Raw genomic sequence first — 19,007 nt, forward strand, 5'->3', positions numbered from 1 at the left:
GAGTCCCGCCGAGCGGTCAATCGCGATGGAGTACCCCCACGAACGCCGACACAACGATGTGCTGGACGCGGCTCGACCCGAGGCTGTGGCAAAGCAGCATGCCCGCGGCAAGCTCACCGCCCGCGAACGCATCGCTCTTCTCGTCGACCCCGACAGTTTCTACGAGATCGGCGCGCTCGCAGTCCCCGATCCGATGCCCGGTCCTGCTGAATCCGTACCGGCCGACGCCCTTGTCACCGGTACAGGCCGGATCGATGGTCGACCCGCGGTAGTGATCGCCACCGACTTCACTGCCGCCGGCGGAAGCAACGGCGTCGTCGGCAACGAGAAGTTGCGTCGATCATGGGAGATCGCCGCGGCGCGTGGCATCCCGGTAGTGATGCTGTTCGACGGGGGTGGGCATCGCCTTCAAGAGGGCCTCGATGCCCGCACCTTCGCCGGCGGGTTCGACATCCAGCAAGTGCAGACTCGCTTGTCGGGTTGGGTCCCCATGGTCGCGGCCATCCTCGGACCTGGTTTCGGCCAGCCGACGTTGACAGCATCGCTGTGCGACTACGTTGTGGCGGTGCGCGGGACGGCCAGCCTCGGCATGGCACCGCCCGCGTTGGTTCGCGCCGCCACCGGTGAGGAGATCGACGCGGAGTCGCTGTACGGCGCCGACGCCCAAGCCGGCTTCGGCACGATCGACCTCGCGGTCGACACAGAGGAAGACGCCCTCGACGCGCTCCGCTGGTACCTCGAATTGCTGCCTGCCAACGCCGACCAGCCACCACCGACCGAGCACCCCACGGGCCCCGACCCCGAGGCCGCGACTCGGCTGGATACGGTCGTGCCCGCGAATCTGCGCGTTGGCTACGACATGGACCTCGTTATCGCTGGTCTGGTCGATGAGGAAAGCCGCGTGGACCTCAAGAGCGCGTACGCGCCGAATGTGATCACCGCGCTCGCCCGCATCGAAGGCCGGCCGATCGGGATCGTGGCCAACCAGCCGCTACACCTGGCAGGAACGCTGGATGCGCCCGGCGCCCGTAAAGCCGCTCATCTGATCTCGCTGTGCGACGCGTTCGCCATCCCGATCCTGGTCCTCATGGATCTGCCCGGCCTGGCCGTCGGCACCGTGGCCGAGCGTGAGGGACTGGCGCGGGCGAGCGCGCACCTGTCCCTCGAGCTGGGCGCTGCTACAGTGCCGACATTCACCGTCGTGGCCCGCAAGGGATACGGCGGCGGCTACGTCGTCATGTCCGGCGGACGCACCTATCACCCCGAACTCGTGGTCGCCTGGCCGCATGCCGAAACCGCGGTCATGGCCGTGGAAACCGCTGTGGAACTGGTGTACCGAAGCGAGATCGCCGACGCCACCGATCCCGGCGCTCACCGGGCACAGATGATCGAGGCTTTCCAGCAGCGCCTCACCGCGATTCGAGCGGCCGAAGGCTTCGGCGTCGACGTCGTGCTCAAGCCCAGTCAGACACGTGCGTGGCTCGACCAGACGCTCTCGCATCTACCGCCACGCCGCGCCCTCGAAACCCGAACCCCACGACTGCATCCCGTCGCACCCCTCTGACCTGTCGGCACCGGCAGCCCGCGCCACGGCTCGGCCGGCGGCTGATAGACGATCTCCTTCCACTATCCGTCGTCAGCCGGACAGCAGGCGGGAAACGATTGATCGTCGGCGTCGGGCACACCGGCTCGAACTCGCCATGCCATATTCGACCCATGCCGGAGTCCAGCAAGCCGAAGCGCCGCACCCAGGCCGAAAGGGTCGCCGAGTCGACTGAACGCATCATGGCGGCGGCCATCGAGCTCATCGCCGAACAGGGCTACGAGGCGACAACGATGGGCGCGATCGCCGATCGCGCAGGGTTTGCCCGATCGATGGTGAACTCGAGATTCGGAAGCAAGGCCGGCCTGCTCGACGCCCTGTTCGAGGAACACTGGATCAACGAGTTGGTCACTGCGGTCGACGCCGCCGAGGACGGGCTTTCCGCGGTGTTGAGCATGATCGAGCGACTGCGCGAGTTCGTCCGCACCGAGCCGGTCCGCCTACGCGCATTTCTTGTGGTGAGTTTCGAGGCCGTCGGCCCCTCGTCGATACCTGCCGCACAGGTCACGGGCCCGCTGTCGACTCTCGACCGCGCAATGAGCGCCGCACTGCGACGCGGCATGGAAGACCACACCGTCACCACGCTCGACGATCCGGACTTCCACGCGGCCAGGCTCATCGACATCGGGGTCGGCATGGCCTACCGGTGGGCCATCGATCCGGACGGATACCCGTTTGCGAACAGGCTGGTCACCTGGAAGGACGAGTGCGCTCGCACCTACCGCGCGTAGCGCGACAGCGCTCAGGGGTTGACACGACCGGGAAACTTATCGACACTATCGTCGATAAGTTCTCCTGTGGTGCGCGTCATGCCCAACGGCTTTTCGTATGGCGGCCTCCACCCCGATCGAGCGCTTGGAGGAACCATGTCGCCACAGTTGTCCGCTGGACCCGTCACCGATCTCGGCACCCTGTCACCGGAGGCAGCAACCGAGATCCTGAGGCGCCACCACGACCTACCCGGGTACGTCACCGAAGTGACGGCTCAACCGTTCGGAACCGGACAGGTCGCGAACTGCTCCCGGCTGACCCTCTCGTTCACCGGCGACCGCGGTGATGCGCCGGATTCCCTGATAGGCAAGTTCGCCTCAGACGACGCCAACAGCAGGGGGGTCGCGGCCGCCACCGGTTTGTACGCACGCGAATTGGGGTTCTACCGCGAGCTCGCGCCTGGCCTCGCGGTGCGTACTCCACAGCTCTACCACGCGGATGCGTCCGAGAACGGCTCGTTCGCGCTTCTGCTGGAGGACGTCGCCCCCGCGCAGGTCATCGATCAACTCGACGGTTGCGGCCCCGAACATGCCGAGCTGGCGATCCGCGAGGCAGCCGCCCTGCACTCCTCGTCATGGGGTCGCGATGAACTGCAGAACCTGCCGTGGCTGCAGTCGTTCCAGCCGATTCTGCAGGCGACCGTCGAAGCTCTCCCGGGCTTCCACGCTCAGTTCCGCTCCACCTACTCCGATCTCATCGACTCTTCCGTGCTCGAGGTAGCCGACGACTTGGTCGAAGCGATGCCGTCCTGGATTCGACTCGCTTCGCCGGGCTATGCCCTGTGGCACCACGACTTCCGTCCCGACAACCTCCTCTTCGATGCGAACAACGGAGCGGACCCGCTGGTTGTCGTCGACTGGCAGACGGTGTCCTACGGTCCTGCCATCGCCGATGTCAGCTACTTCCTCGGCTGCGGCCTGACGGTCGAGGATCGCCGAGCGCACGAACGAGAACTGGTCGCCATATACCACGACGCGCTTACCGATGCCGGGGTGCGTGGTCCGAGCCGGGAGGAATGCTGGCAGGCATACCTCGACCACGCTGTCACCGCGATGTTCATGGCCGTTCATGCCTCGGTGCGGGTGGAGCGGACCGAACGCGGTGATGCCATGTGGGCGTCCTGGCTGGAACGCGCCGCGGCACAGCTCACCGACCACGACATTCTGTCCAGGTACTGAGGAGACACCGTGCTGACATCGTTCGACGACTACCCGATCCATCAGACATCAGTACCCCTCGCACAACCCGGCCACGGCAACCCCCATCAGTACGATCGCTTCTGGTTCAACGGCTTCCGCGAGGATCTGTTCTTCGGTTTCGCGTTCGGCTCGTACCCGAACAAGCAGATCATGGACGCGGCCTTCTCGGTCGTTCATGACGGCGTGCAGCGTTCGGTCTTCGCGAGTGGACGGAGCAACCCAGATCCGGTGGACCTGGAAATCGGCCCGGTTCGGATCGAGATAGTCGAGCCTATGCGGATCAATCGTGTGATCATCGACGCGGCCGAGCACGGCTTGGAGGCTGATCTGACATTCACCGCGACGACAGCTGCCGTCGAGGAGGCCCGCCAGATCAAGTACGACGGCCCATTGCTTTTCCTGGATTCCACCCGTGCCACCCAGTGGGGGACTTGGACCGGAAGTCTTGCGGTAGAGGGCTCGACTATCGAGCTAGGAGACGGTATCTCGGCGACCAAGGACCGTTCGTGGGGTGCACGCCGGGTGCAAGGCCCCGCAGACGGAGCACCCCAGCGTCCTCCTGCGGTGCTGTTCTTGTGGTCGCCCATCCACTTCGACGACATGGCCTTCCATCACCTCACCTTCGAGAATCCCGACGGGTCGCAATGGGCACACGAGGGCCTGGTGGTGCCCAAGATCGAGCTCGGAGCGTCTGTCGTCGGCCCCGGGACAGAACCGACGCGCCTCGCCCGCGTCGAGCATCGCATCGAGTGGCGTCCGGGGTCCCGGCGCGCAGAGCGAGCCACCCTGATCACCCACTCGCTCGACGGCACCACCGACGACATGGTCCTGGAACCATTGATGACGTTCCAAATGAAGGGAATTGGATACGGCCACCCGCAGTGGGGCCACGGTGCCTGGCACGACGAGATCGCCGTCGGCTCCGAAAGTTATACCGAGGAGTCGCTCGATCCACTCATGCCGGAGAACATTCACGTCCAGCAGCTCGTCCGGGCGACCTGGCGCGGAAAGACAGGCTTGGGAGCGCTGGAGCAAATCCTTCTCGGCCCGCACCAACGCTACGGTTTCGACTCCTACCTGGGATCACGCACTCGGTAGCGATCGAGTCGACCGAGGGGGCCATGGCGAGTGACCCGGTCACGCCTTCGGCCTTCTCGGTCAATCGCGACCAATATGCAGCAGCCGTGAGCAGATTCTCACTACGGCATCGGTGGCCAGAGGATCGGTGCGAAAGCGGGCACTGCGCGCGGTGTCGTTGGCGATCGCCAGTACCGCCTGGATTCGGATCCTCGCGGCAATCGGGTCGAGGTCCGGACAGTGCGCAAGCATCAGATGTGCCCATTCACCGAGGTATTCACGACGGTCTCGGTCAGCGGCGTCACGTTCGGCCTGCGGAAGATGAGGATGGTCGGTAATGATCAACCCGACCACATGGTGGTGGCGGCGAGTGAACAAGACATAAGAACGGACCAGCATCGACAGTGCTTGCTCAGGCGTGGTCGCACTGTCGTAGACATGGTCGAGCTCGGCCAGAAGCGCCGCCGTACAGCGGGCAACAGCGGTGGCCAAGATGGCCTGCTTGGAGTCGAAATGGTTGTAGACGCTTGTGCCGGCGATCCCCACCGCGGCCCCGATGTCTTCCAAGCCGACGGACAAGTACCCTCGGCGGGCAAACATCCGGATAGCCTGGGTCAGTAGGGCTTCGCGGCGCGCAGCGGGGATGAGCAGGGGCCTCGGCTCGACTGCGCTGGTTCCCGACAACCCGACGGGCAGTGGGGTATCCAGCACAGCACCGACCATCTCGGCAAGTAGGGCGAGGTAGTCGGCTCTCGGTAGTTCCAGCCGGTGGAACGACGGGCTGGTCAGCGTCGCGATGACGACGCGAGCCGACATATCGGCCGCCGCAGGTTCGAGTTCCGGATGCGTGTCACCTATCGCCCGAGCCAGACAGTCCCCGATCCCACGCATCGTGGATCGCATGGCCGCCGCGTCGATCTCGGCCAGGTGACGGGCTTCTCGTTGCCACAGCAGGCCGAATTCTCGGTGGTCGAGCGCGACCGCACAGAGCTGGGCGATCGCATCGTCCCGGTGACCGAGGTCGATTGCCGCGAGGGAGTCGAGTACCGGCGCCAAGCTGGCAACGAGTACCTCGCGGAGCAGGTCCTGCTTCCCGGAGAAGTGCCGGTACAGGGCAGAGGGGCCGATACCGACACCCTCGGCGATATCGCTCATACCCACTGCGGCGTAGCCGCGTTCGTAGAACAGCCTGGTCGCGACGTCGACGATGAGGACTCGTCGGTTGCGCGGTCGGATGGCGCGCTGCGCTGGCATCGGATCGCCTATCCGCACCGTCATGCCAACCCCTCAGTCCTCTAGCGGAGCGCGCGTTTCGCCTTGTCGGCCGACATCACGGGCCGACCGGAACGCTGCCATGCCCTATTCCAGCACGGAAGCGCTGCAGCCGTGTGACTGCACGCCGGAGCACCATCAGCGGAATCACCGATACACAACCATGTCCATTCACTTATTTGAGGTGAACTGCTTGACATCAAGCTATGACGCTCACCAAACTATGGCGACTGATACCTACATCAGTTCACAAATGGTGATCGTCAGGCAGAGGCGTCGCGAAGGTTGCACTCGTCGGTGCTACCGGCATGAGCTCTGCGTGCGTCCGGGTGACACGGGATCGAAACCACGTCGACTGTGATGGCAGTCGATCGCACAGCAGCGGAGGCACGTCGTTGAAGCGTCATCGGCCACTGATCGGATTCAGCGTCTTCGCGCTCGTTTCTCTGCTGGTCATCGTGGTCGTGTGGAACACGCTCGCCCGCACGGTCGACGGAGACACCCGCAAGTACACCGCGATCTTCACCGATGTCCTGGGCCTACGCGTTGGTGACGACGTCCGCATGGCGGGCGTGCGTGTAGGGAAAGTCGAAAAGATCGGACTCGACGAAAAGTACAACGCCAAGGTGTCGTTCATCGTGCAGAGCGACCAGACGGTCTTCGACGACACCAAAGCCCTTGTCCGCTACCAGAACCTGATCGGTCAGCGCTACGTCGCGCTGACCCCGGGCAAGGCGCCGAGCCCGAAGGCGCTCGAGAGCGGTTCGGTCATCCCGATCGAACGCACCGAGCCCTCGTTCGATATCTCCGCGCTGCTCAACGGTTTCCAGCCGCTGTTCCAGGCGCTGGAGCCGGCCGAGGTCAACGCCATGTCGGAGACACTGATCCAGGCGCTGCAGGGTGACGGTGTCTCGCTGTCGTCCTTCATCGTCCAGGCGGCGCAGCTGGCCTCGGATTTCCAGCGTCGGGACGCGATTCTGTCCGACGTGATCACCAACCTGTCCGGTGTGATGGCCGGGTTGGCCAAGCGAGGGGATGAATTGGAGACCCTGGTTACCCAGACCCGGGCGCTGATCGGCGGGCTCTACGAACAGGGACAGTCGCTGCAGGCCTCCACGGTCGTGCTGGCCGACGCGACGACCTCGCTGGTCGGCATGGTCGGCAAGATCCAGCCCAAGCTGGCGGCGGCGCAGAACTCGTCCACCGCGGCGCTGAACCTGCTGCTGGCCAACGGCGCCAAGCTCGACCAGGTCGCGATCGACATGCCGTCGATGCTCGCCGACCTGGGCCGAGTGAGTTCTGAGGGCACCCACGCCAACGGCTACCTGTGTGGCCTGGACATCTCGCTCTACGGGGTCCTGTTCCCGCGCGGTCTGTTCAGCCAGATCGGCGGCACCTCCCACTCCGAGGTCTGCAGATAGCCGAACGCGTGAAGTGCGGCACGGCCAGTCGGATCGGGAGCCCGACCGCCGTGCCGTCGCTGTCAGGACCCGAAGAACCACCACTTCCGCGGTGGCGAGTCCGCAGCGCAGGAACAGCGTTGCGATTTCGGCACATTGCCGAGCACCTGCTCGACATGGCTACCGCATCCGCTGTAGCTGGGCTTGCCGCATGTGCGACAGGTGATTCGTTGACACATGTGTCGTTCCTTTCGGTTGGCGTCGGCGGATCTCGGACCGGATCTACCGACGTTGTTCTGCGGTGGCATCGCGCCAGGTTCGATACCCACCGTCGAGATTGACCGCGTCGCGCCCGAGCTGGGTCAACAGCCGCGTCGCACTGTTTCCACGCTGGCCGACCTGGCACAAGACCAGGACCGGACCGTCAGGGATCTCTTTCGCACGATCGCGCAGTTCATCGAGCGGGATGTTGAGCGAACCCGGGATCGAACCTGCGGCGAACTCTTCCGCCGACCGCACATCGACCGCCTGCGAACCCGTGGCGATCGCGTCGTCGACTTCGTACCACTGCGCCGTCCGGAGTCCTCCGATGCGCAGATTGTCGGCCATGTAGCCGAGCATGTTCACCGGGTCCTTGGCCGAACCGAACGCGGGCGCGTACGCCAGCTCCAAGTCCATCAGCCGCGATGCTGTGATGCCGCCCGCCATCGCGGTAGCCAGCACGTCGATGCGCTTGTCGACACCATCACCGCCGACCGCCTGGGCTCCCAGAATTCGGTCGGTTTCAGGATCCACCAGCAGTTTCACCGACATGGCCCGGGCATCCGGATAGTACCCGGCGTGCGAGAGCGGGTGCGTATGCAGAACCCGGAACGGGCGGCTGGCAGCCCACAGCCGCTTCTCGCTCCAGCCGGTCATCGCCGCGGTGAGATCGAAGACGCCCAGGATGGCAGTGCCCTGGGCTGGTGGATCCACGACGGGCAACCCCGCGATGACATCGGCCACGAGCCTGCCCTGCCGATTGGCCGCATTGGCCAGCGGCACCAGCGTGGACCGGCCCGACACCGCGTCCTTCTTCTCCACCACATCGCCGACCGCGTAGATCCCTGGCGCCGAGGTACGCAAGTGGTCATCGACCACGATGCCACCACTGGAACCGATGTCGATCCCGGCCTCCCGAGCGAGACCACTTTCCGGGCGCACCCCGATCGCCATCACGACCAGCTCCGCCGGTACATCTCGCCCGTCGGACAGCGTCACGGTATCGGCTTGGATGCTCGCCACCTCCGCCCCCAGCTCCAGACGGATCCCGTGTTTACGCATCTCGGCAGCGACGGGCGCGGCCATCTCGACATCCAGCGGCGCCAGCACCTGCGTGCCGCGTTCTACCACCGTGGTCGCGATTCCCCGCCGTACCAGGTTTTCGGCCAGCTCCACGCCGATGAAGCCGGCACCGACGACCACCGCCGACCGCACGTCGGCCACCTCCTCGGCCATGCGGTCGACATCCTCGACATCCCGTAACACCAGCGCGCGTCCCACCCCGGGTATGGGCGGCACAACCGCTGACGCACCGGTACTCAACACCAGCTCATCGAAGGATTCGACATACTCGCGCGCCGTATCCACCTCATGGACGATCACCGTCCGTGCGACCGGATCCACCGCGACGACTTCATGCCGCACTCGCACGTCCAGGCGAAACCGCGCGGAGAGCGCCTTCGGGGTCTGCAGCAGCAGCGATTCGCGCTTCGGGATCACGCCGCCGACGTAGTAGGGCAGACCGCAGTTCGCGAACGAGACGTGATCGCCACGCTCGAGAACGACGATCTCGGCCGATTCATCCAGTCGGCGCAAACGGGTGGCTGCCGACATCCCCCCAGCAACCCCACCAACGATCACAACTCTCATCTCGCGCCTCCCAGCGGTCTCGGCACGGCGTGTGCCGCATGCCACTCTTCCGATTTCTATACCCCTGGGGGTATCTTTGGATTCGACAGCCAATATACCCCCAGGGGTATGAAAGGAAAAATGATGAGCGAATCTCTGACGGTTTCCCCAGGTCGAAGCACGGAACCGCCGGGTATATCCGGCGGTATCCTGGGCCGGCTCGGCGCGACGATGGCGGGCCGGTCCAGGCTCGTTGTCGGCGTGTGGCTCGTGCTGTTGGTCGCCCTCGGCTCCGCCGCACCGAGTGTGTTCGACTCGCTCGCAGGGGCAGGCTGGCAGGCCAACGGTTCGGAATCGGTGCGCGTGCGCGAGCTGGCACAGCAGCACTTCGGAGGCAATTCCTCAGCGGCGGTGCAGGTCGTCGTCCATTCCGACGTCTACACCGTCGACAGTCCACAAGTTCAGCAGGCGCTCGACGAGATCGGCACCGTGTTCGAAGGGGATTCCCGCTTCGGCGAGGTGATCGCACCACAGCCCGGGATGTCCATCAGCCCGGACGGACACACCGGCATCCTCATCGCCGGCGCCAACGCCTCCACCGACGACATGGTCAAAGCCGTCGACGAACACAAGGAAGCTCTCACCGCGGTGTCGGGGGACGGGATCGACGTCTACCCGACCGGCGCCTCAGCGCTGTGGAGCGACTTCAACAAGGCCAACCATGACGCCATGATCAAGGCCGAGTTGTTCTCGTGGCCGGTCACATTGGCGATCATGGTGCTGGCCTTCGGGTCGATGGTCGCCGCCGGGCTGCCGCTCCTGCTGACCCTGGCGGGGCTGATCGCATCCGCGGGCGGATTGGTCCTGCTGAACCAGGTCACCCCGATCTCGGTGTGGGCGATGAACTTCGCGATGATGTTCGCCCTCGCGCTGGGCATCGACTACGCGCTGTTCATCGTTGCCCGTTTCCGTGACGCGCTCACCACCGCACCGAATTCCAGAGCGGCCGTCGCCGAGACCATGGACACGGCCGGGAAGGCCGTTGTGCTGTCCGGACTCACCGTCCTGGTCAGTCTGTCGGCCGTGCTGATCGTGCCGGCACCAGCCGTGCGCACCATGGCGGTCGGCATCATGTTCGCGGTTACATTCGTTCTGCTCGCCACCATGACGCTGCTGCCTGCGGCACTGGGTGCCCTGGGCAGCAAGGTCAACGCGGGCGCACTGCCGTACGCCAAGCGCCAGCAGCACCGCTCACCGCGATTCGAGGCGTGGGGCAAGTTGCTGCACGACAAGCCCTGGCCGTTCGCCATCGGCGCACTGCTCGTGTTGATCGCGCTGTCGGTGCCTGTCATCGGCCTGAAGGTGGCGATGCCCTCGATCCAGGTCGTGCCCGATGACGCGCCGGTCCGGCAGGGCTACGAACTCGTGCAGGCCCAGATGGGTAAGGGTGCGCCGGGCATGATCCAGATCATCGCCCCGGCAGGTGAGGCCACACAGGTCGCCGAAGCCGCCCGAACCGTCGACGGCATCAGCATGGTCACCCCCGCCCAGCCCGCGATCGACGGTAGCGGCCTGGTCATGATGCAGGCATTGCCCGACGTCGACCCATCGGACGAGCGGATGGGCGCCATCCTGGACGACCTGCGTGACACCATGCCGGCCGACGCGCTGGCAGGCGGCGCTCCAGCCGAGAACCTGGATCTGCAGGACGCCCTGGACAAATACCTGCCGATCATCGTCGGAATCATCCTGGTGCTGGGCTTCGCGCTGTTGCTGATCGCACTCCAGGCGCCGCTGATCGCCGTGCTGGGGACCGTGGTCAGCCTGCTGTCGACCGCCGCGGCGTTCGGGGTCGCGCGCCTGATCTTCCAGGACGGCCACGGTGCGGGTCTGCTCGGATTCACTCCGCAAGGGTTCCTCGACGGATGGGGGCCGGTGTTCTTCTTCGCGATGATCTTCGCCATCGCGATGGACTACACGGTGTTCCTGCTGGCGACCGCCAAGGAGCACTACGAACACTCCGGTGACCCCAAGATCGCGCAGGTCGACGGGATGGCCCATTCCGGCCGCGTGATCTTCGCCGCCGCGGCGGTCATGGTCGCGGTGTTCTTCACCTTCGCACTCGCCGAGCCGCTGCCACCCAAGGAGATGGGAATCATCCTCGGCGTGGCGGTGCTGCTCGACGCCTTCGCGGTCCGGCTGGTGCTCCTGCCCGTGCTGCTGCGCTTGACCGGCCACGCCGCGTGGTGGTCCCCCGCTTGGCTGCGCAAGGTTCTCCCCTCCATCAGCTTCGCCCACCACTGAGATCACATCCACGGGCTCGCCGCCGGCGGGCCCGTGGATACCCCCAGGGGTATACTGGGTGAACCACACAGAAAGGCACCACCATGGTCGGCAACGAAGAGACTATCGCCCAGGTCCTCAACCGTCTTCGCCGTGCGAACGGACAGCTCGCCGGCGTCATCTCGATGATCGAACAGGGCCGCGACTGCAAGGATGTCGTCACCCAGCTCGCCGCCGTTTCGCGCGCCCTCGATCGCGCCGGGTTCAAGATCGTTGCGACCGGCTTGCGGGAGTGCCTTACCGGAGACACCGCCGACGGCTCGGAACCGATGACCGAAGCCGAGCTGGAAAAGCTCTTCCTCGCCCTCGCCTGAGCACACACTGTGCCGGCGAGCAACATGATTGGATGAATTGCCCATGCCGAATCTCCCCCGACACCAGGGCTGGTCGATCGAGCGCCTCGTGCCGCTACTCGCAGGCGTCTTCGTACTGTTCAGCGTCCTTCTCGCGGTCACGTTTTCGCAGTGGTGGCTGATCTTCACCGGTTTCGTCGGCGCGAATCTGCTGTTCTACAGCGCCGTCGGCTGGTGCCCCGCGACATTGCTGCTGCGGCGCGCCGGCGTTCCGGCCACCTCCGCCGGCTGCCCGACACCGCGTCGCTGACGACGAACATCCACCAAACAGAAACGCTACCGATCATGAGCCTGGCATTGTCCACCACCGTTCACACGAGCTTCGACGAAGCTGTCGAACTGACTCGAGCCGCCCTGTCCGCCCAAGGGTTCGGAGTCCTCACCGATATCGATATGAAAGCCACACTGAAGGCCAAGATCGGTGCAGACATCGAGGACTACCGCATCCTCGGCGCCTGCAATCCGCCGCTGGCCCACCGCGCCGTCAGCGTCGACCGGCAGATCGGACTCCTGCTTCCGTGCAACGTCGTCGTCCGCAGAGATCCCGCGAACGAGGATGCCGTCATCATCGAGGCCATGAACCCCGACCTCATGGTGCAGGTCACGGGCGAAGCCGACCTCGTCCCCGTCGCCACCGAGGCTACGACCAGACTGCGTGCGGCGATCGAATCACTGAGTGACCGCTGACGCGGCAGTCACAACGGCGGGAGCGGTGTCGCCTGGGCCGGGTTCAGCGCGTCCAGCAAGAAGCTCAGATACCGGCGCCGCGCACGGTGTTCCAGGTCGACGGCACCGAACGCGGTGATCATCATCGCGAAAACGTAGGGCACGTCCCTGGGTTCCAGGTCGGGGCGCAGGTTTCCCGCCGCCTGCGCCCGCGCGACCACAGGACCGAAGATCTCTTCACTCTGCGCGAGGAACTTCGCGGTGACCTCGGTCAGGTTCCCGACCGAGGTGGCCAGCTCTCGCTCGTTCTGCATGATGTCGGCAATACGCTCGACAACGTCGAGGAGCTCTGAACGCGGCCGGCCATCAGTGTCGAGTTCTGCCAGCAACGGCAGGACTTCTGTCGTGAGAATCCGTTCATAGACGGCCCGCGCCAACGCCTCACGGTTGGGAAAGTGCCGATACAACGTCGCGATGCCCACCCCCGCTTCGCGCGCGATATGCGCGAGAGTCGCCGAACCACCTTCAGCGGCGAACAGCCGCCGGGCAGCATCGATGATCCGGGCGATGCTCGTAAAAGCATCCGCCCGAAGAGGTTTCGACGCCACGAGGACTTCGCTCCTTCTCGATTGATGGCACCCAGGCTGTGATCGAGCCTACCTTGCCATCAAACCGATAGCTAACTACCGTTTTGATAGTTGGCTATCAGTTCCTTGGCGACGGCGCAGCAGTACGGCCGCAGCCACGGGCCTCCGAGAGGAATCCGCGATGTCTTCCCTGCTGTACCGGATCGGAAGGACCGCCTACCGGCGGCCTTGGCACTTCATTGCGCCTTGGGCCCTGCTACTGGCGGCGACAATAGGTCTGCTCGCCCTCTATCCGCCACACCTCAGCAGCGAGGTCCGGATCGACGACACGCCCGCCCAGAACCTCATCGACGATCTGGCGGAGTCCATGCCGCTGATGTCGGGTGGGCAGGGAATCATCGCCTTCGAGTCCGAGGACGGATCCCGCATCGATACCGGCCAGAACCGGACCGCGTTGCTCGCGGCCATCGACGAGGTGTTCGCGAGCGACCACGTCATCGACGCGCGGAAGGCGATGCAGCAGGAGGTCGCGAAAGGCGCGAACAGTCCCACCGTTCGAGCAGCGACCGCACTCGCCCTGTCCGGCGCCCAAGCGGCACCGCCAGAGGAAGCCGCGACACCGCTCAGCATCGACGGACAAGTCGTACCCGGCGCCCTGATCTCCCCCGACAAGACCGCCGCGGTGCTCCAATTCCAGTTCGACCAGCAGACTTTCGAGCTGCCCTCCGACACCATCGACAACACGGTGGCGCGAGCGGAGCGGGCGACCGCAGGCCACGGCATCTCCGTCCTGCCCTCCGCTTCGATGGTCGAAGTACCCGCTATCGTCGGCATCGGCGAGGTGGTGGGCGTCGCCATCGCCGCACTCGTGCTGCTGGCGACACTGGGATCGGTGGTTGCCGCCGGGCTGCCGCTGGTGACCGCGTTGACCGGGATCGGCGTGGGCGTCGGCGGCACCCTGCTCGTCTCCCATCTGATCTCGCTGCATTCGCTCAGTGCGGTGCTCGGCCTCATGATCGGGTTGGCTGTCGGTATCGATTACGCGTTGTTCATCGTCAACAGGCAGCGCAGATACATCCTCGATACCGGCATGACCGCCGAGGAAGCCATCGGTCGCGCACTCGCGACCTCGGGCACCGCCGTAATCTTCGCGGGTAGCACGGTCGCCATCGCACTGAGCGCGCTGTCCATCGTCCAGATCCGCCTGATCACGACCATGGGCGTCGCCGCGACGGGCACCGTCGTCATCGCCGTACTCACCGCGCTGACGCTGCTTCCCGCCCTGCTCGGGCTCGTAGGTGAACGGATCTGCTCCCCGAAGGCACGCCAGGCCGCAGCCTTCGCCACAGCGACCCGCACACCCGCCCGCGCACCGCGCAGGCTCGCGACCATATGGGTCCGCACGGTGACCAGGCACCGGTTCGTTGCCACGATCGCAGCCCTGCTCATCGCTGGGATCGTGGCGATTCCCGCTGCGCAGATGACCCTGGGACTGCCCTCGGGGGCGAGCTACAACCCGGAAACCCCACAGCGCGAAAGCTATGAGGTCGTCAAGGAACGATTCGGCGCGGGCTACAACGGGCCGCTCGTCATCGTCGCCGATGCCGGCCAGCGGCCAGGGGCGATCGCCGCGGCCGACATTTCCGGACTCTACCGGGATCTGGCGCACACACCCGGCGTCGCCGCGGTAACGCTCGGAGGCGTCAGCGACGACGGGCGGACCGTGGTCCTCACTGTCACCCCGAGCGCAGGACCCACCGATTCCGCCACCGAGCAGCTGGTCCACGCGATCCGAGGCCAGGCGGCTACTTTCGCGAGCGAGCGACGGGTGGATGTCGGCGTCACCGGCTTCACCGCATTGGGGATCGATGTCTCCGCTCGCCTCGCCGACGCCCTTCCTGTCTATCTGGCGGTGGTGGCGATCTTGTCGGTCCTCTTGCTGACCGTCGTGTTCCGCTCCATTGTCATTCCGATCAAGGCCACGCTCGGGTTCATTCTCAGTGTCGCCGCCGCGTTCGGCGCCACCACCGCGGTCTTCGAGAACGGCTGGGGACAATCGTTGCTGGGATTCGATGCAACCGCACCGGTTTTGGCAGTGCTCCCCATCGTCGCCACCGGATTGCTGTACGGGCTCGCGATGGATTACGAGGTATTTCTCGTGTCCTCGATGAAAGAGGCGCACGCACACGGGATGCGCGGCGACGACGCGATCGTCCACGGTTTCGAGCAGGCATCACGTGTCGTGGTCGCCGCCGCGGCCATCATGACCGCCGTTTTCGCGGGCTTCATCTTCAACGAGGATCCGATGATCCGCCAGTTCGGCTTCGCGCTGGCGGTAGGCGTTGTAGTCGACGCGTTCCTGGTACGGATGCTCCTGGTTCCCGCCGTGATGTCCATCTTCGGTGAGGCCGTCTGGTGGTTGCCACGCACACTCCAGCGCCTACTGCCCGACGTCGACATCGAAGGACGGGACATCGATCGAGTACTCGCCGAACAGCATCCGGCGCAGGACGAACTGGTTGCGGCGAAGTCGTAGTCCCGTGATCGGCGTTGGCACCCCGAAACGACACCGGGGAGCCAACGCCGTCCGTGAACCTCACCGGCAGACCGGCTATGCCGACGTGAGAAGTAACACAGGTAAGCCTACGCTAAGTTCTGGGATAATCTGACAGTGCCATTTTTCGACGGACTGAGCGGGCTGGTCAACTACCGGCACTGGCGAGCAGACCACCCGCTGATGGGTGTTGTGTTGTTGCACGGATTGCGGCAGAAGAGCACGGACTACCATCGCTTCAGCCGTCTACTGAATCGCCGAAACATCGACGTATGGGGCATCGACCACATCGGCCACGGACTGAGCGAGGGCGACGTCGACGGTATGCCGGCGATTGACGATCTCGCCGCTCACACACTGCAACTGATTGCGATTATTCGATCCGGCAATCCCGAACTTCCGCTTGCGCTCGTCGGGCATTCACTCGGAGCAGGAACCGCGCTGATCGCAATGCAAGCGAATTCCACTGCCGTGAAGGAAATTTCGGCCGTAGTACTCACCGGAACCCCAGAACGCGTGCTGGCGCTCGGCACTCCGGCCCCCGAAGTGCCGACCTTGGTACTTCACGGCGAGGACGATCGACGGGCGCCGATCCATCCCATCAGGTCATGGGTCGCCGACCGCCCCACCATCACGATGCGGGAATTCCCCGGCGCGGGACACGATCTGCTGCATGAACCCGTACATCAGGAAGTGTCGGAGTCGATGGTCGACTTCGTCCTCGAGAGCCTCGCCGGAGTTCCGGGCGCGACACCTTGCCTGGCGGCAGTCTGACCAGCGACAGCGGCCACATCCCTAACAGACCGCGCCGCGGCAACCAGGGGGTGTGTCCCCGCGGATCTCGGTGGTGCTGGACCTATGGTTGACCGGTGGCTGGAAAACCGAAGGTGCATCGGAACGCAGGCGACGATCAGGCCGAAGGCCCGAAGTCGGCCAAGACACGTGAACGCATTCTGGACGCCGCTGCACACGTGTTGAGCGTGAAAGGTTATGCGGGCACTCGGCTGAGCGATGTCGCCGAGTACGCCGAGCTCCAGGCTCCCGCGATCTACTACTACTTCCCCTCCCGCGAGGAACTCATCGAGGAGGTCATGTGGAGCGGGATCGCGGAAATGGTCCGGCACGTACAGGAAGTTTTGGACGAGATACCGAGCGAGGTCTCACCGCTCGACAGAATCATGATGGCAGTCGAGGCCCATCTGCGCCATGAGCTCGAACTGTCCGACTACGCAACGGCGTCGATCAGGAACAGCGGCCAGGTCCCCGAGCATCTTCGCGCCCGCCAGCTCGCAGAGGAAGCAAGTTACGGCAGGATCTGGCGCAAGCTGATCAAAGACGCCGCCGCCGAAGGACAGATCCGGCGCGGGATGGACCTACATGTGACCCAACTGCTCATCATGGGGTCACTCAACTGGACAGCCGAATGGTGGGCACCTGGCCAGGTGCCCATCGACACCGTCATCCGCACAGCACAATCGTTGATTCGCAGCGGATTCGCGACCGATCAACCCGAACCGGCATCATCGGCGAGCGGCGCGGACGACGGCGAGGCAGGATCCGAACCGGCCTGACCCTTCTGGTCAGGACACAATCCGGAGAGCCTCCGTGGGACACCCCTGCACCGACTCTTCGACAGCGGCGAGCTCGTCGGCCGTGACGCCTTCCTTGAGCTGGATGAGATCGCCGCTGTCGTCGATCTCGAAGAACTCCGGCGCAAGCGACTCGCAGATGCCCAGACCCGTGCACTTGCTCCGATCGACGACGACCTTCATCACTGCCTCCTTCATGAATTTTCGAGACGAATCCAGCCCTTCCGGCCACCACTCGTCTACAACATATAATTGAATATAAATTAAACACTCGCCATGGTCAATACTCGGCACCCTCGAACGCCGCACATCCGGTCGGCGACCGGCGGCCGGAGATCCATCCGGCCGAGGATCGGCGCAAGCCGACGCAGCCACGCCATGTGACGCGCCTCACAGGAACCGCGATTCTCGCGAGCGTAAGTCGACTTACGCGCAAGACCGAGGCAAACTTGCAGCCTGAAGCGGTCTACGACTGACAACCACACCACGACAGGGATCCATGGCTATCAAGCAGGACTACTTCGACACCGCGTTCGAGCTGCTGTCCGAACAGGGCTACAGCGCGCTGAAGCAAGCGGCATTGTGCCAGCGACTCCGGGTGACGACCGGATCCTTCTACCATTACTTCGAGAACTGGCACGACTTCACCGCTCAGCTGCTCGAACACTGGCAAGTCCAGCGCACCACCCAGCTCGTCGAGGTTGCGCAGCAATCCCACGACCCGATCGAACAGCTCGACGCCCTCCTGCGGTTCGCACTCGACCTCCCCCACCGAGCCGAGGCCGCAATTCGCGTGTGGAGCAAGGTCAACCCCGAGGTCCAAGCCATCCAGAAAGCGGTAGATGCGCAGCGGCTGGAAGTGGTCCTGCAAGCCACCCGGACGATCTTCGACGACGAGGAAGACGCACTGAATCATGCCCGCTGGGGGCTCTACCTCCTTGCCGGATACCAAGAACTGGACTCCGGCGAGAACCCCGCGGCGCTCGAGTGGGTCCTCCGCCGCCTACTGCGAGAGCTGAAGGAAAACCAAGCCAAGAAGGCCACGTAGCGCCGTCAGGGCGCGCCTGGTCGCTCACCGCCGAGCCGCCGACGGCGCCACGGGTGCTGTTTTTAATCTATGTTAAAGTACATTCACATCATAGGAGCCCAACGAGGGAGTCAACAGTGAGCGAACTGTCCGCCGAGGAACAGCAGATCGTGGCGACGGTACGCGACTGGGTCGACCGAGAAGTCCGCCCCGTCGCACGCGAACTCGAACACGCCAACGAATACCCCGAAAAACTCATCGAACAGATGAAACAACTCGGCATCTACGGCCTGGCGATTCCCGAGTCCTACGGCGGCGCACCGGTGTCGATGCCCTGCTATGTCGGCGTGACCGAGGAACTGGCCCGTGGCTGGATGAGCCTGGCCGGCGCCATGGGCGGCCACACCGTCGTCGCCAAACTCATCCACACCTTCGGCACCGAAGAACAGAAGCAGCGCTACCTGCCGGATATGGCCACCGGCAAGATTCGCGCCACGATGGCGCTGACCGAACCGGGCGGCGGATCCGACCTGCAGGCCATGACCACCACGGCCGTGCCCGACGGTGACGGCTACCTGATCACGGGATCCAAGACCTGGATCAGCAACGCGCGGCATTCGAAACTGATCGCGCTGCTGTGCAAGACCGATCCCGCCGCTCAGCCGGGCCACCGCGG

18 protein-coding genes are annotated in these 19,007 nt (G+C 64.8%); 14 read left to right on the plus strand and 4 right to left on the minus strand.

Features of this window, described 5'->3' with window-relative positions; all coding sequences use genetic code 11:
• The first annotated feature begins 25 nt into the window (after positions 1-25).
• From ACFVAV_RS13475 to ACFVAV_RS13490, 4 genes are all read left to right on the plus strand, one after another.
• Positions 26-1,564, plus strand: coding sequence for an acyl-CoA carboxylase subunit beta (locus tag ACFVAV_RS13475; protein ID WP_379034499.1), 1,539 nt, complete (start codon positions 26-28; stop codon positions 1,562-1,564).
• A gap of 152 nt (positions 1,565-1,716) precedes the next feature.
• Positions 1,717-2,334, plus strand: coding sequence for a TetR/AcrR family transcriptional regulator (locus tag ACFVAV_RS13480; RefSeq protein WP_379034501.1), 618 nt, complete (start codon positions 1,717-1,719; stop codon positions 2,332-2,334).
• An 18-nt stretch (positions 2,335-2,352) separates the two neighbouring features.
• Complete coding sequence (locus ACFVAV_RS13485; protein WP_379034503.1) at positions 2,353-3,552, plus strand: phosphotransferase; 1,200 nt, start codon at positions 2,353-2,355, stop codon at positions 3,550-3,552.
• A gap of 171 nt (positions 3,553-3,723) precedes the next feature.
• Entirely contained in the window at positions 3,724-4,671 is a 948-nt protein-coding gene (locus tag ACFVAV_RS13490; protein ID WP_379034505.1) for a hypothetical protein, read from the plus strand.
• A 60-nt stretch (positions 4,672-4,731) separates the two neighbouring features.
• On the opposite strand, the gene ACFVAV_RS13495 is transcribed toward ACFVAV_RS13490, so the two are convergent.
• Positions 4,732-5,928: a TetR/AcrR family transcriptional regulator gene (locus tag ACFVAV_RS13495; RefSeq protein ID WP_379034507.1), complete on the minus strand. Its 1,197-nt coding sequence runs from the start codon at positions 5,926-5,928 to the stop codon at positions 4,732-4,734.
• A gap of 389 nt (positions 5,929-6,317) precedes the next feature.
• Here ACFVAV_RS13495 and ACFVAV_RS13500 point away from each other — a divergent pair, with 389 nt between their 5' ends.
• On the plus strand, positions 6,318-7,343 hold the full coding sequence (locus ACFVAV_RS13500) for an MCE family protein (protein WP_379034509.1): 1,026 nt from the start codon (positions 6,318-6,320) through the stop codon (positions 7,341-7,343).
• 261 nt (positions 7,344-7,604) lie between these two features.
• Here ACFVAV_RS13500 and ACFVAV_RS13505 read toward each other — a convergent pair whose 3' ends face one another.
• Positions 7,605-9,233: an FAD-dependent oxidoreductase gene (locus ACFVAV_RS13505; protein ID WP_379034577.1), complete on the minus strand. Its 1,629-nt coding sequence runs from the start codon at positions 9,231-9,233 to the stop codon at positions 7,605-7,607.
• 123 nt (positions 9,234-9,356) lie between these two features.
• On the opposite strand from ACFVAV_RS13505, the gene ACFVAV_RS13510 reads away from it, so the two are divergent.
• From ACFVAV_RS13510 to ACFVAV_RS13525, 4 genes are all read left to right on the plus strand, one after another.
• Positions 9,357-11,516 carry an MMPL family transporter gene (locus tag ACFVAV_RS13510; protein ID WP_379034511.1) on the plus strand — a complete coding sequence of 720 codons (2,160 nt, stop codon included), beginning with the start codon at positions 9,357-9,359 and terminating at the stop codon, positions 11,514-11,516.
• Between the two features lie 83 nt (positions 11,517-11,599).
• Positions 11,600-11,869 (plus strand): metal-sensitive transcriptional regulator, encoded by a 270-nt coding sequence (locus ACFVAV_RS13515; RefSeq protein WP_189027774.1) that lies wholly within the window; start codon positions 11,600-11,602, stop codon positions 11,867-11,869.
• A gap of 43 nt (positions 11,870-11,912) precedes the next feature.
• Positions 11,913-12,158 carry a DUF2892 domain-containing protein gene (locus ACFVAV_RS13520; protein ID WP_379034513.1) on the plus strand — a complete coding sequence of 82 codons (246 nt, stop codon included), beginning with the start codon at positions 11,913-11,915 and terminating at the stop codon, positions 12,156-12,158.
• Between the two features lie 35 nt (positions 12,159-12,193).
• Positions 12,194-12,595, plus strand: a complete 402-nt coding sequence (locus ACFVAV_RS13525; protein ID WP_379034515.1) for a DUF302 domain-containing protein — start codon at positions 12,194-12,196, stop codon at positions 12,593-12,595.
• A gap of 8 nt (positions 12,596-12,603) precedes the next feature.
• Here ACFVAV_RS13525 and ACFVAV_RS13530 read toward each other — a convergent pair whose 3' ends face one another.
• Entirely contained in the window at positions 12,604-13,182 is a 579-nt protein-coding gene (locus ACFVAV_RS13530; protein ID WP_379034517.1) for a TetR/AcrR family transcriptional regulator, read from the minus strand.
• Between the two features lie 160 nt (positions 13,183-13,342).
• Between ACFVAV_RS13530 and ACFVAV_RS13535 the strand changes: the two genes are divergently transcribed.
• The 3 genes from ACFVAV_RS13535 to ACFVAV_RS13545 all read left to right on the plus strand — a co-directional run bounded on the left by ACFVAV_RS13535 (position 13,343) and on the right by ACFVAV_RS13545 (position 17,286).
• Positions 13,343-15,697 (plus strand): MMPL family transporter, encoded by a 2,355-nt coding sequence (locus tag ACFVAV_RS13535; protein WP_379034519.1) that lies wholly within the window; start codon positions 13,343-13,345, stop codon positions 15,695-15,697.
• A gap of 135 nt (positions 15,698-15,832) precedes the next feature.
• Positions 15,833-16,489, plus strand: coding sequence for an alpha/beta hydrolase (locus ACFVAV_RS13540; RefSeq protein WP_379034522.1), 657 nt, complete (start codon positions 15,833-15,835; stop codon positions 16,487-16,489).
• A 95-nt stretch (positions 16,490-16,584) separates the two neighbouring features.
• Positions 16,585-17,286: a TetR/AcrR family transcriptional regulator gene (locus tag ACFVAV_RS13545; RefSeq protein WP_379034524.1), complete on the plus strand. Its 702-nt coding sequence runs from the start codon at positions 16,585-16,587 to the stop codon at positions 17,284-17,286.
• Positions 17,287-17,295: 9 nt separating this feature from the next.
• On the opposite strand, the gene ACFVAV_RS13550 is transcribed toward ACFVAV_RS13545, so the two are convergent.
• Positions 17,296-17,487, minus strand: a complete 192-nt coding sequence (locus ACFVAV_RS13550) for a ferredoxin (RefSeq protein WP_379034526.1) — start codon at positions 17,485-17,487, stop codon at positions 17,296-17,298.
• Between the two features lie 316 nt (positions 17,488-17,803).
• Between ACFVAV_RS13550 and ACFVAV_RS13555 the strand changes: the two genes are divergently transcribed.
• Together ACFVAV_RS13555 and ACFVAV_RS13560 are read left to right on the plus strand one after the other, a co-directional pair.
• The gene (locus tag ACFVAV_RS13555; RefSeq protein ID WP_379034528.1) at positions 17,804-18,352 is read left to right on the plus strand and encodes a TetR/AcrR family transcriptional regulator; all 549 of its coding nucleotides are present in this window, start codon (positions 17,804-17,806) and stop codon (positions 18,350-18,352) included.
• A gap of 116 nt (positions 18,353-18,468) precedes the next feature.
• Positions 18,469-19,007: acyl-CoA dehydrogenase family protein (locus ACFVAV_RS13560; RefSeq protein WP_379034531.1), on the plus strand; the 539-nt coding region annotated here is incomplete at its 3' end.

Origin of the sequence: Nocardia sp. NPDC057663 (assembly GCF_042799895.1) — a bacterium.
Lineage (GTDB): Bacteria > Actinomycetota > Actinomycetes > Mycobacteriales > Mycobacteriaceae > Nocardia.

Excerpts from the sequence above, each read along its gene's own strand:
- ACFVAV_RS13475 (WP_379034499.1), top strand. The coding sequence starts at position 26 with ATGGAGTACCCCCACGAACGCCGACACAACGATGTGCTGGACGCGGCT.
- ACFVAV_RS13480 (WP_379034501.1), top strand. The coding sequence starts at position 1,717 with ATGCCGGAGTCCAGCAAGCCGAAGCGCCGCACCCAGGCCGAAAGGGTC.
- ACFVAV_RS13490 (WP_379034505.1), top strand. The coding sequence starts at position 3,724 with ATGGACGCGGCCTTCTCGGTCGTTCATGACGGCGTGCAGCGTTCGGTC.
- ACFVAV_RS13495 (WP_379034507.1), bottom strand. The coding sequence starts at position 5,928 with ATGACGGTGCGGATAGGCGATCCGATGCCAGCGCAGCGCGCCATCCGA.
- ACFVAV_RS13505 (WP_379034577.1), bottom strand. The coding sequence starts at position 9,233 with ATGAGAGTTGTGATCGTTGGTGGGGTTGCTGGGGGGATGTCGGCAGCC.
- ACFVAV_RS13510 (WP_379034511.1), top strand. The coding sequence starts at position 9,357 with ATGAGCGAATCTCTGACGGTTTCCCCAGGTCGAAGCACGGAACCGCCG.
- ACFVAV_RS13515 (WP_189027774.1), top strand. The coding sequence starts at position 11,600 with ATGGTCGGCAACGAAGAGACTATCGCCCAGGTCCTCAACCGTCTTCGC.
- ACFVAV_RS13520 (WP_379034513.1), top strand. The coding sequence starts at position 11,913 with ATGCCGAATCTCCCCCGACACCAGGGCTGGTCGATCGAGCGCCTCGTG.
- ACFVAV_RS13525 (WP_379034515.1), top strand. The coding sequence starts at position 12,194 with ATGAGCCTGGCATTGTCCACCACCGTTCACACGAGCTTCGACGAAGCT.
- ACFVAV_RS13535 (WP_379034519.1), top strand. The coding sequence starts at position 13,343 with ATGTCTTCCCTGCTGTACCGGATCGGAAGGACCGCCTACCGGCGGCCT.
- ACFVAV_RS13550 (WP_379034526.1), bottom strand. The coding sequence starts at position 17,487 with ATGAAGGTCGTCGTCGATCGGAGCAAGTGCACGGGTCTGGGCATCTGC.
- ACFVAV_RS13555 (WP_379034528.1), top strand. The coding sequence starts at position 17,804 with ATGGCTATCAAGCAGGACTACTTCGACACCGCGTTCGAGCTGCTGTCC.